This is a genomic window from Xinfangfangia pollutisoli (assembly GCF_020179405.1).
Taxonomy (GTDB): domain Bacteria; phylum Pseudomonadota; class Alphaproteobacteria; order Rhodobacterales; family Rhodobacteraceae; genus Pseudogemmobacter; species Pseudogemmobacter pollutisoli.
This window is the reverse complement of sequence record NZ_JAICBZ010000154.1, coordinates 1-3,433: the sequence shown is the minus strand read 5'-3', so window position 1 is coordinate 3,433 and position 3,433 is coordinate 1. Positions and strand designations below refer to the sequence as shown.

The following is a 3,433-nucleotide window of genomic DNA, read 5'->3' as shown; positions in this document are numbered from 1 at the left end:
TCGGCGCTGCTGCGGCGGCGGCCGGCGCTGCATCCGCTCAGCTTTCTGGCCGGGTTGTTCGCCCTGGGCGCGCTGGCCCTGTCGCAATCGGGCCCGGTCGAAGGCAGCGCCCTGACCCTGACGCCAGACGCCCTGCATTACGATGCCGCCCGCGTGGCGCCCGAAGCCGCCAGCGCGCTGGCCGCCCGCATCGCCCATCTGGCCGCCCAGATCGCCGCCGCCGCGCCTGACGCGCCGCTTGCCAGCCTGTCGCCGCTGACGCCCCAGGAACGCGACCGTGTTCTGTACCAGCTGAACGACACCGCCCGCGACCATGACCGCAGCCTGATGGTTCATACCGCCTTCGAGGCCCAGGTCGCCCGCACGCCGGACGCACCGGCCCTGGCCTTTGAAGGCGTCACCCTGACCTATGCCCAGCTGAACGCCCGCGCCAACCGTGCCGCGCATCTGCTGATCGGCATGGGCGTGCGGCCGGGCATCTTGGTCGGCCTGTCGACCAGCCGGTCCCTGGATCTGGTGGTGGGCGCCTTGGCGATCCTGAAGGCGGGTGCTGCCTATGTGCCGATGGACCCGGCCTATCCGGCCGACCGGCTGGCGCTGTATGCTGAAGATTCGGGCGCCCCGGTCATCGTCACCCAGGCGGCGCTTGCCCCGCGCTTTCAGGCCGAAACCCTGTGCCTTGACAGCGACGGTCGCCTGGCCGCCGCGCCCGACACGAACCCCGCGACCGGCGTCACCCCGCAGGACGTGGCCTATATGATCTACACTTCGGGCTCGACCGGGCGGCCCAAGGGCGTGCAGGTCGAACACCGCAATGTCGCGAATTTCTTTACCGGGATGGATGACCGGATCGGCACCGATCCCGGGGTCTGGCTGGCGGTCACCTCGCTGTCCTTCGACATCTCGGTCCTGGAGCTGTTCTGGACGCTGGCCCGCGGCTTCAAGGTGGTGATCTCGTCGGATGAAAACCGCGCACTTGTCGCCTCGGGCCGGATCGCCAGCCCCGGCAAGATGGATTTCTCGCTCTATTACTGGGGCAATGACGACGGTCAGGGCCCGAAGAAATACGAATTGCTGCTGGAAGGCGCGCGCTTTGCCGACAATCACGGCTTCTGCGCGGTCTGGACGCCGGAACGGCATTTCCACGCCTTCGGCGGGCCCTATCCGAACCCCGCCGTCACCGGTGCCGCCGTGGCCGCGGTGACGAAGAATGTGGCCGTCCGGGCCGGATCCTGCGTGGTGCCGCTGCACCACCCCGCCCGCATCGCCGAGGAATGGGCGGTGATCGACAATCTGACCAATGGCCGCGCCGGTCTGGCGATTGCCAGCGGCTGGCACCCTGACGATTTCGTGCTGCGCCCGGAAAATGCGCCGCCAAAGAACAAGGCCGCGATGTTCGAGGCCGCGGCCCAGGTGCGCCGGCTGTGGCGCGGCGAGGGGGTGGATTTCCCCAAGGCCGATGGCAGCCTGTTCACGGTGAAGACCCAGCCCCGCCCCGTTTCGGCCGAGCTGCCGCTTTGGGTCACCACCGCCGGCAACCCGGAAACCTGGCGCGAGGCGGGCGCCATCGGCGCCAATGTGCTGACCCATCTTCTGGGTCAGACGATCGAGGAAGTGGGCGAGAAGATCGGCCTTTACCACGCCGCCCTGCGCGAAGCCGGCCATGATCCGGCCGATTTCACCGTGACCTTGATGCTGCACAGCTATGTGGGCCGCGACCGTGACCAGGTGCGCCGCGTGGCCGAAGGCCCGATGAAGGCCTATCTCGCCAGCGCCGCGGGGCTGGTGAAGCAATATGCCTGGGCCTTCCCGGCCTTCAAGAAACCGCAGGGCGTGACCAATCCGATGGATATCGACCTGCGCAGCCTCTCGGACGAGGAAAACGCCGCGATCCTGGATTTCGCCTTCCACCGCTATTTCGACGATTCGGGCCTGTTCGGCACGGTCGAGGACGCGCTGGCGCGGGTGGAACAGCTGAAGCGGATCGGCGTGGGCGAAGTGGCCTGTCTGATCGACTATGGGATCGCACCCGAGAAGGTGCTGGAAGGCCTGTATCCGCTGGCCGAAGTGGTGCGCCGCGCCAATGCCGGCGGCGAGATCGAGCCCGACGATTTCTCGATCGCCGCGCAGATCCTGCGCCATGGCGTGACCCATCTGCAATGCACGCCGTCCATGGCGCGGATGATCGCGCTCAGCGACGAGGCGCGGATGGCGCTGGGGCGGGTGAAGACGGTGATGCTGGGCGGCGAGGCGCTGCCGGGTGCCCTGGTGCAGGATCTGCGCAAGGTGACCGGGGCGCGGATCCTGAACATGTATGGCCCGACCGAAACCACGATCTGGTCTTCGGTCGAAGAGGTGGGGGCGGCCGAGCCGGTGGTGAATATCGGCACGCCTTTGGCCAACCAGCAGATCTATGTGCTGGACGAGGCACAGCAGCCGGTGCCCCCGGGCGTGGCGGGCGAATTGTGGATCGGCGGCGAAGGCGTGACGCGCGGCTATTGGCAGCGCCCCGACCTGACGGAGGAGCGCTTTGTCGCGAACCCGTTCCATCCGGGCCGGATGTACCGCACCGGCGATCTGGCGCGGCTGCGGCCGGATGGGAAGGTCGATTTCCTGGGCCGGGCCGACCATCAGGTCAAGCTGCGCGGTTATCGGATCGAGCTGGGCGAAATCGAATCCGTGCTGGAAAGCCAGCCCGGCGTGACCCAGGCCGTGGTTCTGGCGCGCGAGGATCAGCCGGGCGATCTGCGGCTGGTGGCCTATGTCACCGGTACGGCCGGGGAACCGGCGCTGCGCGCGGCGCTGGCGGCGGAACTGCCGGCGCATATGCTGCCTTCGGCCATCGTCCCCCTGGCCGCAATGCCGCTGACGCCCAATCGCAAGGTCGACCGCAAGGCGCTGCCCGCGCCTGCCCTGGCCGGGTCCGCTGTCGCCTCGGCCCCCGCTGCGGCGGGCTTCGAAGCGCCGGCGTCCTCGGTCGCCGAGGATCTGGCGGCGATCTGGGCGCGGGTTCTGGGCGTGGCCAAAGTCGGCGCGAAAGACAATTTCTTCGCGCTTGGCGGGCACAGTCTACTGGCGGTGCAAGCCCATCGCGAGATCCGCGACAAGCTGGGCGCCAGCAAGGTCTCGATCACCGATATCTTCCGTTTCCCGGTGCTGGAGGCGCTGGCCGCCCATATCGAAGGGCCGAAGGCCGCCCCCCTGGCCCCGGCCGTGCCGCAGCCCGTGGCCGTGCCGGCCGCGGGTGACACGCTGGGCGATGCCATGGCCCGGCGTCGGGCGATGCGGCTGGCGCGGCGCGGCGTCGATGCCTGACCGGCCCCCACCCGATCTGGCGGCGCCCGATCTGGCGGCGCTGGAACGGGCGGCCCGGGACCTGCTGCCCGAAGGCTGCGCGGTGGCCTCGGCCGATCCGCGGCAGATCCATCCGCTT

1 protein-coding gene is annotated in these 3,433 nt (G+C 69.2%); it reads left to right on the top strand.

Features of this window, described 5'->3' with window-relative positions; genetic code table 11:
* On the top strand, positions 1 to 3,315 hold a 3,315-nt coding region (locus K1Y73_RS21560), incomplete at its 5' end, for a MupA/Atu3671 family FMN-dependent luciferase-like monooxygenase (RefSeq protein WP_225030454.1).
* Positions 3,316 to 3,433 lie beyond the last annotated feature (118 nt).